Origin of the sequence: Paenibacillus hamazuiensis (assembly GCF_023276405.1) — a bacterium.
GTDB classification, from domain to species: domain Bacteria; phylum Bacillota; class Bacilli; order Paenibacillales; family NBRC-103111; genus Paenibacillus_AF; species Paenibacillus_AF hamazuiensis.
Genome location: NZ_JALRMO010000001.1, coordinates 4,516,904 through 4,532,513 on the forward strand (window position 1 = coordinate 4,516,904; position 15,610 = coordinate 4,532,513).

Annotated in this window: 13 protein-coding genes; 2 read left to right on the forward strand and 11 right to left on the reverse strand. The window is 54.6% G+C overall.

Annotated features, from left to right (window positions below; all coding sequences use genetic code 11):
- Positions 1–62 precede the first annotated feature (62 nt).
- From MYS68_RS19615 to MYS68_RS19625, 3 genes are all read right to left on the reverse strand, one after another.
- Positions 63–1,565, reverse strand: coding sequence for a DUF3502 domain-containing protein (locus MYS68_RS19615; protein WP_248927471.1), 1,503 nt, complete (start codon positions 1,563–1,565; stop codon positions 63–65).
- A gap of 132 nt (positions 1,566–1,697) precedes the next feature.
- Positions 1,698–2,582 (reverse strand): carbohydrate ABC transporter permease, encoded by an 885-nt coding sequence (locus MYS68_RS19620; RefSeq protein WP_248927472.1) that lies wholly within the window; start codon positions 2,580–2,582, stop codon positions 1,698–1,700.
- A gap of 12 nt (positions 2,583–2,594) precedes the next feature.
- Positions 2,595–3,572: an ABC transporter permease gene (locus tag MYS68_RS19625; protein ID WP_248927473.1), complete on the reverse strand. Its 978-nt coding sequence runs from the start codon at positions 3,570–3,572 to the stop codon at positions 2,595–2,597.
- Positions 3,573–3,700: 128 nt separating this feature from the next.
- Between MYS68_RS19625 and MYS68_RS19630 the strand changes: the two genes are divergently transcribed.
- Positions 3,701–3,931, forward strand: coding sequence for a response regulator (locus MYS68_RS19630; RefSeq protein WP_248927474.1), 231 nt, complete (start codon positions 3,701–3,703; stop codon positions 3,929–3,931).
- A gap of 54 nt (positions 3,932–3,985) precedes the next feature.
- On the opposite strand, the gene MYS68_RS19635 is transcribed toward MYS68_RS19630, so the two are convergent.
- Complete coding sequence (locus MYS68_RS19635) at positions 3,986–4,750, reverse strand: sugar phosphate isomerase/epimerase family protein (protein WP_248927475.1); 765 nt, start codon at positions 4,748–4,750, stop codon at positions 3,986–3,988.
- A gap of 183 nt (positions 4,751–4,933) precedes the next feature.
- Between MYS68_RS19635 and MYS68_RS19640 the strand changes: the two genes are divergently transcribed.
- A complete protein-coding gene (locus MYS68_RS19640) occupies positions 4,934–5,860 on the forward strand; it encodes an AraC family transcriptional regulator (protein ID WP_248927476.1) in 927 nt (308 codons plus the stop codon).
- A 227-nt stretch (positions 5,861–6,087) separates the two neighbouring features.
- On the opposite strand, the gene MYS68_RS19645 is transcribed toward MYS68_RS19640, so the two are convergent.
- The 7 genes from MYS68_RS19645 to MYS68_RS19675 form a co-directional block, all read right to left on the reverse strand.
- Entirely contained in the window at positions 6,088–7,713 is a 1,626-nt protein-coding gene (locus MYS68_RS19645) for a response regulator (protein ID WP_248927477.1), read from the reverse strand.
- Positions 7,714–7,720: 7 nt separating this feature from the next.
- Positions 7,721–9,472 carry a sensor histidine kinase gene (locus MYS68_RS19650; protein WP_248927478.1) on the reverse strand — a complete coding sequence of 584 codons (1,752 nt, stop codon included), beginning with the start codon at positions 9,470–9,472 and terminating at the stop codon, positions 7,721–7,723.
- Between the two features lie 86 nt (positions 9,473–9,558).
- Complete coding sequence (locus MYS68_RS19655; protein ID WP_248927479.1) at positions 9,559–10,968, reverse strand: ABC transporter substrate-binding protein; 1,410 nt, start codon at positions 10,966–10,968, stop codon at positions 9,559–9,561.
- Between the two features lie 161 nt (positions 10,969–11,129).
- Positions 11,130–11,993 carry a carbohydrate ABC transporter permease gene (locus MYS68_RS19660; RefSeq protein ID WP_248927480.1) on the reverse strand — a complete coding sequence of 288 codons (864 nt, stop codon included), beginning with the start codon at positions 11,991–11,993 and terminating at the stop codon, positions 11,130–11,132.
- A gap of 22 nt (positions 11,994–12,015) precedes the next feature.
- Positions 12,016–12,909 (reverse strand): carbohydrate ABC transporter permease, encoded by an 894-nt coding sequence (locus MYS68_RS19665; protein WP_248927481.1) that lies wholly within the window; start codon positions 12,907–12,909, stop codon positions 12,016–12,018.
- Between the two features lie 836 nt (positions 12,910–13,745).
- Complete coding sequence (locus MYS68_RS19670; RefSeq protein ID WP_248927482.1) at positions 13,746–14,477, reverse strand: YheC/YheD family protein; 732 nt, start codon at positions 14,475–14,477, stop codon at positions 13,746–13,748.
- Positions 14,478–15,605 carry a 2-aminoethylphosphonate aminotransferase gene (locus tag MYS68_RS19675; RefSeq protein ID WP_248927483.1) on the reverse strand — a complete coding sequence of 376 codons (1,128 nt, stop codon included), beginning with the start codon at positions 15,603–15,605 and terminating at the stop codon, positions 14,478–14,480.
- Between the last annotated feature and the right edge of the window lie 5 nt (positions 15,606–15,610).

Below are 15,610 nucleotides of genomic sequence, written 5' to 3' on the forward strand. Positions count from 1 at the left end.
TGCCCTCCAGCTGCCGTGTCCATCTCCTGTGCCTGCGTAGCGCCGTCACCTTCTGAAACCCGTTACGGGTTCTGCTTCTTCCACTCGTCGATCTGCTTTTGCACCTCGTCGCGCAGCTTGTCGATACCCGCATTTTTCAGCTTCTGCTTGAATTCTTCAATGTATTTGTCGAAGTCCGGCATCGAGCCGGTGCTCAGGATCGGATTCGCCTCCGCAAACACCGCATTGACCTGCGCCACCTCCGTCTTGACCGGATCCGGGTTGAAAATAAACCCGAGCAGCCGAGACGTCTTCGCCGTATCGTTATTTTTCTTCATCGTCTCGAGCGCCTTGGTCGAATTCCAGTTGGAATCCCACTGATCCCACAGCGGGCCGAGCCAGTTGTGCCAGATCGCCCACGTCTGCGCCGCTCCGCTGTTCGCCTCGACGGTCGGATTGTCCGTCCCCTTGCCGTTTTTGACGGTGTAGTTCTTGCCCTCCACGCCGTAAGCCAATGTGTTGGACAGCGTCTTATCCTTCCAGACGAGGTTCAGCAGCATCATGGCGCGCTCCGGATTTTTCGACGTCTTGCTGATCGCGGTCACGCCGCCGGTCATCGATCCGGTCTGGATCATCGGATATCCGAGGAGCGCCTCGGCCGTCGGGAAGCCGAGCAATCCCGTCGACTTCGACCCGTCCTCCGTGTAGCCGCCCGAATCGCGCTGCACCGCGTATTTGCCCGACTTCGCCTCGGCGATCCAGTCCGTCTTGATGGAGGCGTCCTTGGCAACGTAGCCTTTCTTGTAGTAGCCGTTCAGCGTCCTGTAGTTATTCATATTCTCGGCGACGTCATAGAACAGCACCACCTTGTCATTCTTCTCGTCGTACATCACGCCGTTCGTAACGCTGTTGTAGTCGAAGGACAAGAGTCCCGGCATGAAGGCGCCTCCAACGGCCAGCAGCGGAATGATGCCGGGCTCGTTCTTCTTGATCGTCTCGAGGAAAGGCTCCAAGTCTTGAATCGTCTTCACTTTCTTGTAGTCGAACTGGTATTTGTCGACGAGATCCTTCTTGAACACGTAAGCGGTCGGCTGCGAATACGGCGACTGCGCCGGAACGCCCATAATTTTGCCGTTGAACGTCACCGCCTTCCACGCGCGGGGGTCAACCTTCTTCATAATGTCCTGCCCGTATATCTTAAGCAGGTCGTCAAGCGGCAGAAATGCTCCCTTCTGCACGTTCAGATCGAGCCGATTCGTCCAGCTCGACGTCAAGACGAGGTCGTACGATTCGCCGGCGGCGGACATCACTTTCATTTTGTCCTCCCAGCTGGCGACGTCGATGAGATTGAACTTCAGGTTCGCGTTGATTTTCTCCTTGATGATTTTGTTCGCTTCCGCTTCGACCGCCTCTTGATCCTTCATGTTATCGACCGGCTTCCTCATGTACCAGGAGATGGTGACGAAATCTTTGGTGCTTGCCGACGGCGTCGGATCGGCCTCTGATTTGGAGCTGCAACCGCCTGCCAGAATAGAGGTCACCAGCAGTAACGAAACGCCGGCTCCGGCTTTTTTATTGCGAATCATTTGAAAATGCGCCTCCCTTTTCGAACTGTCGATATTCATTTCGATCTATGGCGAACAGATTCACGGGCGATTCCCATGTATATGGATTCGTTGAATGGCGTTTTTTTCCTCCATCAAGCCTAACTCAACCCGCTACCCTTTCACGGAGCCGACGGTCAGGCCGCGGACAAAATATTTTTGAAACAATGGGAACACAACAAGCATCGGCCCCGCCGCCATGACGCACATCGCCATCCGAGCCCCGAGCGTGGGCACCTCCATCCCCTCCTTCACGAGCCCGTATTGGATCGCTTCGGAGCTGTTCAGAAACTCCATGTTCTTGAGCACGCGGATAAGTAAATATTGCAGCGTCATCAAGCTTTCCCGGTCGCTGTACAGAAGCGTCAGCCACCAGTCGTTCCAATATTGCAGCGACAGAAACAACGCCAGCGTCGCCAGCGAAGGCTTCGATAACGGGATGACGATGCGGATGAAAATGTACAGCTCCCCCGCCCCGTCGATTTTTGCCGATTCGAACAGCGCTTCGGGCAGCGTTTGCAAAAACCCTTTCATGAGCAGAACGAACCAGCCGCTTATGAGGTACGGGAGTATGAGCGCGAGCATACTGTTCTTGAGACCGAGCCACTTCACCATCATGATGTAGGTCGCCACCATCCCGCCGTGGAACAGCATCGAGAAAAAGACGAAGAATGCAAGCGGCGACCGGTATGCGTAATCTTTGCGCGAGATGGCGAATGCGTACGACGTCGTCACCCATAGGCCGATGGCCGTTCCGATGACCGTCGTCGCGATCGTCACCCCGTACGTGTGAATGAGAACACCCGGATCGTGCATGATCATCCGGTACGTCGTCAGCGTGAAAGCCTTCGGAACGATCGAGTAGCCGTGCTTCAGTATGTCGCTCTGGCTTTGGAACGACGTGCCGAGAATGACGAGAAAAGGGTACAGGCAAGCGACGCATAAGGCCGCCAGAAACAGGTGAATAAGCGTCTTGCCGGGCGACAGGTTACGGTTCATGGGACATGCTCCTTAGAAGAGAGAGTTTTCTTCGTTCGTCCGCTTGACGATGAAATTCGTGATCAGCACAAGGACGAAGCCGACGACGGACTGGAAAAGACCGGCGGCCGAAGCCATCCCGATATCGCCCATATCGATGAGCGACCGGTAGACGAACGTATCGATGACGTCCGTAGCCGGATACAACAGCGATGAGTTGAGCGGGACATTGTAGAACAGCCCGAAATCGCTGTAAAAGATTTTACCGATCTGCAGAATGACCATCATGACGATGATCGGCTTGATAAGCGGCACGGAGATCGAGAACGCCTGCCGCAGCTTGCCCGCGCCGTCGATGCGGGCCGCCTCGTAATATTCGGAGTCGATGCCCATCAAGGCGGCGTAATAAATGACCGCGCCGTATCCGATCCCTTTCCATACCGCTGCGGCAACGAGAATATACGGCCAATACTTCGGGTCGTTGTACCACAGAACGGGCTCCCGGCCGAGCATGACGAGAAGCCGGTTGACAACGCCGTAATCCATGTCGAACAGCGCTCGGAACGCGAAGCCGGCGACGACCCACGAGATGAAGTACGGGATGAACAAAATCGTCTGGTACAGCTTGACGAACCTTTTGCCCAGCTCGAACAGCATGAGCGCCACGCATACGGCGAGGAACGTGCCGAGCACGATGAACACCAGGTTGTACGAGATCGTGTTGCGAGTCGCTCGAATCAGCGTCTGTCCTTTGAACAAAAATTCGAAGTTTGCGAGCCCGGACCACGGACTGTGCCATACGCCGAGATCGTAGCGGTAATTTTTGAACGGAAGCAGCAGGCCGAACAACGGGACATAATGGAAGACGAACAGCAGCACGAGGCCGGGCAAGGCGAGCAGCGTGAGTCCGATATGCTTGCGGAAGGTTCTGACGCGGCGTCCGATTGCGCCTAAGCGTGCCGGCGATGCGGAATCGACGTTTCGCCGGACTTGCAGATTGACGTTGTTCATTTCGAGCTGACTCCTTTGCGATTAGTAGCGTGGTTGGGATGACATCACTGTACCCTGCCCGGCCGGCTTCGGTAAACTACAAAGAAGGGTGTTTTGCTTCGAAAAGGCGCCGAGGGCCGCTCCGATTCGTGTTCGTTTCCTCTGATTGTCGTGCCGGCAGTCATCGTGCTACGAACGTCTTCCAGGCTTCGAACGCCAATGCGGCTCTTGATATCGTGCGGAGGGAGAACATCGATCTCATCCTGCTCGACTTGATCATTCCGGGTCCGGACGGGCTTGAGATTATGCGAGAAGTGAGAAGGCTGTCGCCGGACATGAACATTATCATGATGAGCGCGTATTTCGGCGGCCAGGTATGAAAACAAAAAAACCGGACAGGTCGCTTTGACCCGTCCGGTTCGTCGCCCGGCTCCCTACAGGAACTTGCTCTTCATAAACTGCAGGCTTTCCGCCATATCTTTTTCCGGCTCCACAACCGAACATTCCGCGGAAATCATGCCGCTGTAGCCGATTTCCTTCAGCAGCGACGAGAACGTTTCGTAATCGTACTGCCCCGTGCCCGGATTCCGCCGGCCGGTATCGGCCAGATGGATGTGCGCCAGCCACTCCCCGTGCTCCCGCAGCGTCGTCAGCGGCTCCTTCTCTTCGTCCATATGGTAAAAATCCGCAAGCACCCGGATCGCCGGGTCATTGATTTGTTTGGCAAAGTAGACGCCTTCCGCGACGCTGCCCACGATGTTCGATTCCTTGCGGTTGAGCGGTTCGATCGCAAGCGTGACGCCCGTACCTTTCAGCTCCGCGGCGCACCACGAGAGCACCTGCAAAAACTGCTCCTCCGCCTGCGCCCTGTCCCAATCTTCGGGCACGTTCCGGGCTCCGCCGCTGCCAAGCACGATGATGCTCGCGCCGGTTTTCACGAAGGTGTCCGCGGCAGTCGCAATGTACCGGCGGATCCGCTCTTGGTCGGCCTCGGGACCGACAAGCCGCACTTCCTTTGGAAAAAACACGTTAAACGCCTTGACCGGAAGCTCGGACTGCAGCACCAGCTCGAGCTGGCGTCGGTACTCGTCCGGCTGCTCCAGCTGCATCGGAGCGAGCGGCAGCTCGATAAAATCAAAACCCAGCTTTGCAAGCAGCCCGGCATTTTGCACTCCGGTACACCAGCCGAAACTATTCATGGGGATCCCCGCCTTTTCACCGATTATGAATTACATACTACCCTCATTGTATCAGTAAAGCGTTTTCTTCGGTATGGCAAGGATGATACGGACACTTGTCAAAAACGCTCCTGCTTGTACAATAAGGATAAGGCGGTTCATGCGGCAGGCTGAAGGGCCGGCGCAAGGAAGGCGGTGAAATCGATGAACGGTATGTTAAAAGCGATGAATCACCCGGACGGCTTAAACGCCCCAAACCTCCCGGCAGGTTTGTCCGGACCTGTCGCTCCGAACGAACTGTACGACCTGAACGGGCTGATCGTCCATATTTTTTGGGTGCTGAGGAAAATGACGTTCAAAGGCTGGGAGGACATCCGGCAAAACAAATCGCGCCATTCGTTTTATTGGGTTCACGAGGGAGAGGGCACATTCCGCACGACGGAATCGTTTCGCGTGCGCAAAGGAACACTTGCCTATTTGCCCCCGGGGCTTGAGATGAGCATGCGCTCCAGCGACGAGTCGCCGCTTGTCATGACGATGGTGTACTTCGACTGCTCGTCCTGCGGGTACGAAGACGGCCGCTGGTCGCCGGCTCCGCTCGAAAAGCTCGATCTGCCGTTTCTGCAGCCGTTCGAGGGCGACCGTGCGCTCCGCATGGACCAGCTGTTCGAAGCGCTTTGCCGCGACTGGATACCGACGAGACCCGGCGGCGAGCTGCCCTCGAAAGGCCACCTGCTCGCCATTTTGGAGTACGGCCATCGGAAAGCTTCGCCGGACCGCTCGCCGGATTCCGGCATGCAGAAGCTGCAGGCGATCAAAGCCGAGCTGGAGGAGCATTTTTCCGAAGGGCTGCACATTCGCGAGCTCGCCCGCAAGCATGCCGTTTCGCCCTCCTACTTGCGAAAAATGTTCGCACGCTGCTGCGGAATGGGCCCCAAAGCGTATCTGGAACGCATCCGCAACGAGCATGCGATTAGGTACTTATCGTATTCGGATATTCCGCTCAAATCGATTGCAGAGGCATGCGGTTATAACGATGAATTTCAATTCAGCAAATCGTTCAAAAAAATGAACGGCTGCGCACCGTCCGTCTTTCGCGCCAACATGCGGAAATCGGACCGCCCCGTGTAACCGCAATATTGTCAGGTTAGGCGGGAACATAGCGGAACTATGGTTCGCTAATTGGGTCGATTTCGGATATTTTTGGAAATTAGCGGAACTCAGGTGCGCTATTTGTCTGTTTCTCCACTCCTCAAGCCATTTTTCACCGATTTAGCGCATCTCAGTTCCTCTATTTTTTCAAATCGCCCATTGCGTATAACCGGGCATGCTCCGGTTTCCGCCGATGCCGCCGCTGCTCACGATCCGGTTCCTTTGGCGCTATACAGCTGTTTGAATTCCGACGGCGTCATGCCGGTATGCTTCTTGAACAACTCGCTGAAATGAGGCCGGTCTTCGTATCCGAGCGCCTGCGCGATTTCCTGCACCTGCTTTCCTTCGATGAGCATGATTTTGGCCTGTTCCATCCGCTCCGCCGTCACGAACTGAACTACGGTCACGCCCGTTACCTTCTTAAACAAATTGGCAAAGTAGCTGCCGCTCAAGTAAACAAGTTTGGCATAATCGTTCACCGTCATGTTGGCGGACAAATTTTTGCGGATATGATCGATCACTTGATCCACGAGCCGGTTCGCGTCCTCCGCCTGCCGCTTCTGAATGAGCTCGCACCCCATTCTGCACAGCTCCTTGATGTTTTCCTTAAGCTCCCTCAGCTTGTACGATGACAGCGTTTTGATATGCAGCAAGTGGCGTTCGATCCGAACCATTTCGTCGGAATTCAGTTTCTCCAGGAACACGCGGTTGATCAGGAAAGCCAGCTCGTCGCACACTCCTTTGACCGCCTCGGGAGGCGGGGGCACGGATGCTGCCGTCGTTTCCTCGAAAAATTCGTCTACCAGAGCACAAGCTTTATCCACGTTGCCGGAGCGCAGGCAATAAAACAGCTCCTTTTCCTTTTCCGGAGAATATCGCGGTGCCGACTGATGGACCGGGTTCATCTTGCGATAGTCGTAAACGGCGTTGCCTCCGGTATAGAAGCTGTAGGAAAGGGCGGAGAGCGCCTGGGCATAAGAAAACGAAATTTGATGGATAGCCTGCACTTCTTCCCCAAGGCCCACGGATACCGTGTATCTCGAATACTTGGCGACGTTCTCGCGGCACATCTCCGCAAGCGCCTCAACGGTGACGGCCGGCGGCGGATTGAAAATAACGACGAACCGGTTCGTGTTATCGCGGAACACAAATCCTTTGGTATAGTGCCCCAGGCTCTCTTCCAAAATGTTTTGCACGGTAAATCGGATCAGCTCCACCTCCTGTACGGGAAGCGAACCGGTTTGTTCGGTGAATTGGTCGATTTCCGTCAGCATCACGACAAAGCGCTCCCGCTCGAGTCCGATATGGAGAAAATCCCAGCGCCTTGCCGCCTGCTCGGGAGTCGTCCGAAACTGCAGCAGCAGCTGAAAATACTCCTGCCGCAAATAAGGCAAGCTCTCCCGCAGCTTTCTCTCCATCTCCTGGTAGCGGACCGCTTCCTCCATTTCCTCCAGTACCGCCTGCTTCGCCTTCAGCACCACATCGATGATTTTTTGCGGCGTAAACGGTTTGACGATATAATCGAATGCGCCGAGCTGAACGGCCATCTGCGCATATTCGAAATCGGTATAGCCGCTTAAAAAAATAAATTTGGTCCCGGGAAAACTTTCCATAACCTGCCTGGTCATCTCCAGTCCGTCCACCCTGGGCATCCGGATATCGGTCAGAACAATGTGCGGCGCCGTCTCGCGGATCAGCCGGATGCCCTTCTCGCCGTTGCCCGCCGTGCCGGCAATGCGGATTCCGTAAGATTGCCAATCGATTTGGCTTGAAATGCCCTGCACGACGGTTTTGATATCGTCAATGACGCACATTCTGAGTTCAGTTGTCATCAAAAGATCACCTGCTTGCAAGTGGGATGGTTAATGTGACCGAGGTCGAAACGTAAGGTTCGCTGTACAGGCGGATATCGGCTTCACTGCCGTAATACAGCCGCAGACGTCCGTATACATTGCGCAGCGCGTAGCTTTTTTTGTGCGTTTGCTCCAGCCGCATATCGGCCTCGACGGCCTGGACGTCCATGCCCGCTCCGTTGTCTTCCACCCGAAGCCGCAAAAAGGAGCCGGAGCTTGTGACGGAGATCCGGATCGCTCCCAGCCCCTCCATTTCCTGAAACCCGTGCAAAATCGAGTTTTCCACCAGAGGCTGCAAAATGATTTTGAGCACCTGCTCCTCCAGCAGCGCCTCATCTTCGACCTCCACCGTATAGTCGAACAGGCCTTCGTAGCATTTTTGCTGAAGGTGCAAATATTGCCGGACGTGGTCGATTTCCTTCGCCAGCGTCGTCATCTCGTTACCGCCGTTAAGGCCGAGCTGAAACAGCAGAGACAACGAAGCGATCATTTCCGTAACCTCCTGGTTTCGGGACGCTTCGGATTTCCAAATGATCGTATTGAGCGTATTATACAAAAAATGCGGATCGATTTGCGCCTGCAGCGCCTTGACCTCCATTTTGCGTTTATCGAACTCGGCTTCTTTGACATCTTCGATGAGCGAAGCGATCTGCTCCAGCATCCGGTTGAACTTGAGTCCGACCTGCGTCACCTCGTCTTCGTATTTGCTGGAAAACCGCACTTCGAGGTTGCTTTGCTCCACCTTCTTCATCAGCCCCTGCAGCTTGTGCAGAGGCTTTAGCAGCAGGCTGGAAACGACGTTGGACAGGAGCAGCGCGAGTACGGCGCAGCCGAGCATGATCAAAAGCGTGGTCATTTTGATCTTGTTCACCTGGCGCAGCAAATCCGACTGCGCCTGCACGCTGACCAGCGTCCACTTGTCAACCATCGTCAGCCGGGAGTAGTTGACGAGATACGGACTGCCCGCCACGCTGTATTTGAAAAATCCGCGCGGCTCATCCTGCAGCAGCTTTTTGAAAGCCGGATCCTGCTGAAAGGAAGCAGTCCCGCTGCCGAGCGGAAGCACGGTTTCGCCGGCTGCGGCCATCAGGAAGATGTTGTCGGCAGGCTCGAGCAAATCGTCGGTGACGGCCTCGCGAATCGCGTCTTCCTTTACGTTGACGACGACATAAACATCATGAACGTTCACATCCGTAATCGGCTTCATGACCAAGGAAATAACCCGCTGATTCCCCAAAAAAAGCGGGTCCTCGTGGTCCTCCACCCAAATGACGCGTTCGGTATTGTCCAGATATCGTGAAAACAGCGTATCCTTGAAACGGTTTTGGCTGTTGCGCAGATCTGTCGTTGCGTACAGCTCCCCTACCGGCGTATAAATTAAAACCGACTTGATCGAAGGTTCGATCAGCTTCATTTGTTCGAGCGGCGTCTGCATCGAGGACAGCCTCGTGTAATAGGAGGCTGTATTATTCGTAAAGGCATCCTGCATCGCGGCCTTGAAGGCGTCGCTCAGCATCATCGACGAGGTTGTCACGATGATGTGCCTGAGCTTCTCATCCAACACGCGCGACGATTTATTCAGCGTATTTTGGCTGGAGACAAACGCTTCCTTCTCGATCGACCGGGAGGCAATCCAATACGACATCATGCCGGTTACCGCTATGGAGAACACCGTCAAGAGCAGAAACGAAATCCATAACCGGCGGCGAAGCGAAAGCCGGTAATACCATGTTGTCATGCTTCCCCCTTCTTTCCAAAAGAGAAGAAGACGCGCTGCTTTCCGCAGCGCGCCCTTCCTTATTTTACTCCCGTCCAAAAGCCCGCTTACTTCGCCAGGCTGCCCTGCAGCTTGCCCGGGTCGAAGCCCGGATTCGCCTTCATCTTCGTATCGCCGGCGGCGCGCGCTTTCTCGAGTGCGGCATTATAGCGGGCGGTGAGGTCGCTTAAGACCTTGTCCACGTCTCCGCCGTTCAGCATATACTTAAGGACGGTATCGCCCGTCTTCGTGCCTTCCACCTTCGCTTCCGTCACGCCGGTCGGCGCGGGAGCGTACAGACCGTCGAACTTGCTCGGCAGGAAACCTTCGATTCCCGGCATCGTCGGCTTCTTCGCGGCCGCATTGACATCCGGAACGATCGAAATGCCGAAGCCTTTTTCATGATATTCCTTCTGGAAGTCCAGCGTATAAAGATACTGCATAAATTTCCATGCCGCGTCTTTCTTCGGCGTGTTTTTGTTGATGCCGATATAGTTGCCGGCAATGACCGAAACCGTTCCCTGCTGGTTGCCGTCGATTGTCGGAGGCAGCGCCGCCGCCCAGTTGACTTTCGTCGGGAATTGCGACTGGTAAACGGCCGGCTCGCCGGAGTGGTTGAAGTACATGCCGATCTTGCCGGCGGCGAACTGAGCGCGCAGCGGATCGATGTCGAGCGATTCGACGCCGGGCAGCATGCTGCCATCCTGCTTCATTTGACGGAGCGCCTCGACGACCGGCTTGTACACCGAGAAATCGAATTGCCCCGTCTTGTAGTTGTAGCCGTCGACCTCGCCGGTTCCGCTGAGCGTAGCGACCGGGTTGACGATGCGGCTGAATGCGGAGCTCGCATTTTTGAAGTTTTCCGCGAAGCCGTATGCGCCGATATCTTTACCGGCTTCCGTAATTTTTTTCGCGTCTTCGACCAGTTCCTTCAGCGTTTTCGGCGGCTCTTTGATTCCGGCCTTTTGGAACAAGTCGACGTTGTAAATCAGCCGCCAATATTGCCCCGTATTCGGCAGCGAATAAATTTGGCCGTCCATCGTATTCATCTCTTCGACCAGCAAATTGCCGAACCGCTTCTTCATGTCGTCGGTAAGCAGGTCGTTAAGCGGCAGCAAATATCCTTTTTTCACAAAGTTCGGGAAATCGTTGGTGCGGAACACGTCCGGCGCCTGGTTGCTGGCAAAGGCGATATCGATCGCCTGGTTGAAGTTATCGGAAAGCACGGTCATTTCGACTTCGATGTTGTCCTTGTTCGTTTCGTTGAACTTCTTGATGACATCCTTCATATAATCGGCATCGTGACGGTCCACCGTCCAATAGGCCAGCTTCGTCTTCGCGCCGCCTGCGGCAGTGCCCGAAGTTCCGGCCGCCGCCGAGTTTTTCGGCTGTTCGGGTTGGCCGCTGCTGCAAGCGGCGAGCGATGCGATCATCGCGGTGCCCAGTAAAACGTTCACCATCATTTGTTTCTTCTTCATGGTGTGAAAACCCTCCTTTTTCATTGTACCTTATGCCGCGTGCGGCTGTATAATTGTAACTGCTTCCATCATAATCGCTTGTCCTCGGGTACGGTGACGGACAATCCGACTTTCGATGAGGGAAAAAACGCTTTTCTGCTTATCCGCGAGCGCCAGGTTCGTCACCCTTTTACGGCGCCTGCGGTAACCTGCATAAACGACTTGTTCGCCACGATATATACCACCAGAATCGGCAGAAAAGAGAGGCACGCTCCTGCCATCATCAGCTGCGTCTCTGCGGCGGCGCCGACCCCGTAGCGCAGGTTAGCAAGGCCGACCGTCAGCGTCTGCAGCTTCGGATTCGTCATTGTAAAGACGAGCGGCAAAATATACTCGTTCCAAGCCCCGCGAAACGTAAACAAGGCGGTGACGCCGAGCGCCGGGCGAAGCAGCGGAAGCACGATGCGCCAGTAAACGGTGTAGAAATTGCAGCCGTCGATGTAGGCGGCCTCGTCGAGATCCCGCGGGATCGCTTTGAAAAAGCCGATCAGCATAAAATACGTCGTCGCATGCGCGCTGATCAAAATGATGATAACTCCCCACAGCGATTTGTTAAGGCCCAGCTTGACCATCAGATCGAACTGCGGCCGGAGCACGACGGCGCCGATCGAGATGAACATCGTGCCGGCCTGCAGGGCGGCGTACAGCTTTTTCCCCGGGAATCTCGTGCGGTCCATCGCATAGGCGGCCATGGAAGCGACGAGCAGCGTGCCAACCGTCACCGCGACGCTTACGAACAAGCTGTTCCACGTAAATCGCGCGAAGTTCGCCTGCTTCCAGGCCGTCACATAGTTGGAAAACTGCCATACCGAAGGCAGTATCGTCGCTCCCGCCGTCAGCTCCGCGTTCGTTTTAAACGAACCGAGTATGGCCATTACGATCGGAAACAGCGTAACGAGCGCCGTAGCGAGCAGAAAGATCCACTTTACGAGCTGTCCGGCGACATATCCTCCTTGGAAGGTGCCGGATTTGGAATGTACGTTCATGTTGGTGTCACCTCCGTTCGGATTAATCCTGATTGAGCCTTCTCGACATATAAAAGTAGAAAATCGTAATCACTCCGACGATCAGCGCCGTCACGAACCCGACCGCACTGCCGTAGCCAATCTCCTGAACGGTCGAGCTCGTCACGGAAACCGGGAAAAACAGCTTGTACACGTAAAGGTACATGACCGTCGTCTTGCCGACCGGTCCTCCTTCGGTCATGACCATGATGCTCTCGTAGCCTTTCAGCGCCGTAATGATCGCGAGCATAACGATCATCTGTAATACGGGACCGAGCATCGGGATCGTTATGTGCCAGAACTTTTGCACCGCATTCGCTCCGTCGATCGATGCACTTTCGTAAACATCCTCGGGAATGCCCTGCAGCCCGGCGATGAACAGCAGCATGTAGTTGCCGATCGCGCCCCAGACGGCGGTAATAATGACGGTCAGCATGGCGTAATCGGGCCCGAGCCAGTCGATCGCTTTTGAGGTAAGGCCATACTTGAGCAGAAATTGGTTCAGCAGCCCGTTATACGAGTTGAAAATGGTGAAAAACACGATCGACATGACGGACGTACTGATGATCGTCGGCATAAAGTAGACGGCGCGCAGCAGCCCTTTGCCCCTCAGTCCCCGGTTCAGTATGACTGCCAGAAGCAGCGAAATCGGCAAAACGATAATGATTTTTCCGGCTGCGTACACGAACGTGTTCGCCACGGAATGCCAAAACTCCGTGTCGCGCAGCAGCCGCGAAAAATTGGCGAGCCCGACAAATTTCTCTTGGCCGTATCCCGGATATTCGTAGAACATATAACGAAGCGCCCAGACGATCGGGTAGATCCCCAAGGCCAGCGTCAGAAACAGGCTCGGAAATATAAAAACGTAGGAATTGAATAGGGAAATCCTTTTCCGCATCGTGAATCGGCTCCTTTAGGCTGTTGTACAGCTAATCATAGTACAACGGCGGCTTGAAGCGGGAGCGGCAATTCAACTGTGGCGGTGGGACAAAGCAACTGAGTGTGGCCCCGCTAGATCCCCCCAATGGGGATCCAAGGCGTCTCAAGCGCCCTGAACCCGCCCTGTTTGAGGGAGTGCTCGCTGACCTCCCCCCTAAGTCCCCCCACTGGGGGGACCCCAGGCGCTCGGGCGCCCTGGACCCGCCCTCTTCGAGGGAGTACTCGCTGCTAGTTCGCATTTGTCCGGCTTGTTTTTTTACCTTCGGTTAAAAAATCCTAAGCCGGACACGCAGCACTTTTGATGCGGTGCCGTGAGGTGGTCATTTGTGCCTCGAACTCGCGAATGTCGGCTTTGGTTTTGCTTTCGCAAAACCTTATGCCTTCACGCTTACTTCCACTCTCGTCTTACTTGCACTCTCGGAGAGGGGCAACGTTTCTATATAAGTTGAACAAAACGTTTACATGGTGCAGCGGTCGGTTTCGGCTCATGCGGTATAGTGTAACGGTTGCAGGTGAGCTTATAGGAGCTAAATGAGGGATTTCATAACGGTAACGGTTGCCAGAGTGGTTATTTGTGAACTTTCCTTGTATGGAGAGATACAAGATGAGAAATAAGCTCTGCCACAACCGTTACAATGGAAAAAAGACGTTTTTGAGCCAAATAAGCTCGGCTGCAACCGTTAGCCTGCCCGTATCATGGCGTACATGCAATCAAGGCGGAAAATGGTAAATGCGGCAAACATGCAAATAGCGAACCGCAGCTCCTTTACGAACCTGACAAAAACAGGCGAGACATCAACCGTTCCTAAACGCCCGGATGCGCTGGATCATCGTTTTGTCCCCCAACTTCAGAAAGTGGGACATGGACGGGAAAAGATTCGCTTCGATAATCCAGACGTGGCCGCTGCGGTCGAGTCCAACATCCAACCCGAAAATTCGATGCCCCGGATACATTTTCCCCAGTTTATGGGCGGACAACAAAGCGACCCGATGGACCCTCGCGTCCGCACCCTGCTTGCGTATAATGGTCGACCTGCGGATGGCCGCATGAACGGGGAGAACGCGGCCTTTGCTCCGGGTAATGTTAGAGACGATGTAGCCTTTGCCTGCGACTTTTGCCAGTTTGCCCGTCACGTTCCAACTATTGGAATTTCTGCGCCGCTGAACAACGACCCGCAAATCGAAAGGCCGGCCGTTCACCGTCGCGCGCGGCACCCGCCATTGGACAAGGTAAGATGAGGAACCGACAATGCGGCGAATATAGGCATACACCCGCTCGAAATCGCCAACTCGCGTCTTCCGGTTTTCGTAATGCAGCTCATACCCGCCATTCCGTAACGCAGCCACTTGGATGACTCCTCGTCCCCGGCTTCCGTTAGCCGGTTTCACAATGGCGTATCCGTATTTGCCGACCATTTGCCATAAAGCGTCTTTCGACATAAGCCTCGTATTCGGCAAATGGGGGGCAAGAGCAGCAAAACTCTTCATATACACGTATTTCCTCCACTTATTCCCGCTCAGTGCCACTCAGACTCCTCCTTTCGGTTTGGTGTAGCCGATGTTGCCCAAATAAACGCCCAGCAGTTGCAGAAAGGCTTCTATATCTTTGAAGGTGATATCCCCTATATTCGCGATTCTGAATGTGTTCATTCCATCAAGTTTTCCGGGATAAATGGTGAACCCCTTCTCATAAAAAAAATCGTGCATTTCCTGAAAATCGTATCCGGAAGCGCAGGGCTCCATAATCGCGGTGACGATTTTCGCATGATGCCGGGGATCAACAAGATGCTTTAACCCAAGTCGGGCAATACCTTCGATTAATACGGACCAAGAGGCTGAATAGCGTTTGTATCTTGCCTCGATCCCTTCCGTTTTCAGTTCTTCGATCGCCTGCTTGAGAGCGTAGAACGTTTGCACGGGTGGGGTAAACCGCAATTGGCGGGTTCGGGCAAAATAGTCATATTGAGCAAACAAATTCAAGTAGTAGCTTCTCGGCTTGTTGTTCCGCAGGCTTTCCAACCGGCTTTTATCGGCTATGACAAATGCGATGCCGGGCATTCCCTGAATATTTTTATTTGAGCTGGCGGCCAGATAGCTGATATTAAAATCGTACATGCGAACCGGAACGGCCGCAAAGGAACTAATGGCGTCCACCAACAGCTCGATCCGATAGTTGCGGCACAATTCGCCTATGGAGGCGACGTCGTTTAAAAGACCCGTCGTCGTTTCGTGATGTACGACGGCGAGGTGCGAGATCTTGCGCGGGGATCCGGCAATAAACGATTCTAAAGCAGCCAAATCGACCGCTTCCGCCGGAGGACTGACGAATTCAAGAAAGGGAATGCCGTATGTTTCGGCAATGTCGCACATTCGCTGTCCGTAAGCACCATTGTTGACAATAACGGCAGCTTCCGAACCAACCGCAGAACTGAGCATAGCTTCCACTGCGGCCGTGCCGGAACCGCCGAACAACACGGTGGTGTAAAGATTCGGATCGGCAACCAATCGGGTCAATTGTTCCGAGACATAAGCGAGCAAAGAACCGAACTCCGCCTCTCTGGGACAAATATCAGGGACGATTTGAGCCCGTTTCACGCTTTCAGTCGTTGTGGCGGGGCCGGGGGTTAGCAGAATATTCCGTTTTACGGCTTCCATGGCGC

Bases quoted from the DNA above. Each gene is read 5' to 3' on its own strand.
- MYS68_RS19645 (WP_248927477.1), bottom strand. From the start codon at position 7,713: ATGACAACTGAACTCAGAATGTGCGTCATTGACGATATCAAAACCGTC.
- MYS68_RS19675 (WP_248927483.1), bottom strand. From the start codon at position 15,605: ATGGAAGCCGTAAAACGGAATATTCTGCTAACCCCCGGCCCCGCCACA.
- MYS68_RS19655 (WP_248927479.1), bottom strand. From the start codon at position 10,968: ATGAAGAAGAAACAAATGATGGTGAACGTTTTACTGGGCACCGCGATG.
- MYS68_RS19615 (WP_248927471.1), bottom strand. From the start codon at position 1,565: ATGATTCGCAATAAAAAAGCCGGAGCCGGCGTTTCGTTACTGCTGGTG.
- MYS68_RS19640 (WP_248927476.1), top strand. From the start codon at position 4,934: ATGAACGGTATGTTAAAAGCGATGAATCACCCGGACGGCTTAAACGCC.
- MYS68_RS19660 (WP_248927480.1), bottom strand. From the start codon at position 11,993: ATGAACGTACATTCCAAATCCGGCACCTTCCAAGGAGGATATGTCGCC.
- MYS68_RS19650 (WP_248927478.1), bottom strand. From the start codon at position 9,472: ATGACAACATGGTATTACCGGCTTTCGCTTCGCCGCCGGTTATGGATT.
- MYS68_RS19665 (WP_248927481.1), bottom strand. From the start codon at position 12,909: ATGCGGAAAAGGATTTCCCTATTCAATTCCTACGTTTTTATATTTCCG.
- MYS68_RS19635 (WP_248927475.1), bottom strand. From the start codon at position 4,750: ATGAATAGTTTCGGCTGGTGTACCGGAGTGCAAAATGCCGGGCTGCTT.
- MYS68_RS19625 (WP_248927473.1), bottom strand. From the start codon at position 3,572: ATGAACAACGTCAATCTGCAAGTCCGGCGAAACGTCGATTCCGCATCG.
- MYS68_RS19620 (WP_248927472.1), bottom strand. From the start codon at position 2,582: ATGAACCGTAACCTGTCGCCCGGCAAGACGCTTATTCACCTGTTTCTG.